The organism is Acidovorax bellezanensis, assembly GCF_025421555.1.
Classification (GTDB): Bacteria; Pseudomonadota; Gammaproteobacteria; order Burkholderiales; family Burkholderiaceae_C; genus Comamonas; species Comamonas bellezanensis.
This window is the reverse complement of record NZ_JAODYH010000020.1, coordinates 1-323: the sequence shown is the minus strand read 5'-3', so window position 1 is coordinate 323 and position 323 is coordinate 1. Positions and strand designations below refer to the sequence as shown.

General features: G+C 68.1%; 1 protein-coding gene. It reads right to left on the bottom strand.

The window, feature by feature from the left end; translation table 11 throughout:
• The coding region (locus N0K08_RS22970; RefSeq protein ID WP_261502763.1) for a hypothetical protein at positions 1–323 on the bottom strand (323 nt) is incomplete at both ends.

The window sequence follows — 323 nt, the reverse complement described above, 5'->3', positions numbered from 1 at the left end:
CCGTCAACGTGACGACCGTGCCACCCACGGTGACCACCGGCGTACCGATGTCGCCGGCGTCCGCCTGGCCGCTGAAGGTGAAGCTCAGCGTGGTCGGGGCATCGACGGCGTGGCTCAGCGTGAGATTGAAGACCGCGCTGCTGCCCTCGTTCACCAGACCGGGGTCGGACACATCCAGCACCGGCACGTCGGCGCCCGGACCTTGGGTGTCGGTAATGGTCGCATGGCCGGTGTCGGTGATGCCGGCCGGCAGCGGCGTGCCATTGAGCGTGGAGCCGGTCAGCGTGCCTGTCAGGTTCAACTGCTCGCTGCCTTCGAACACG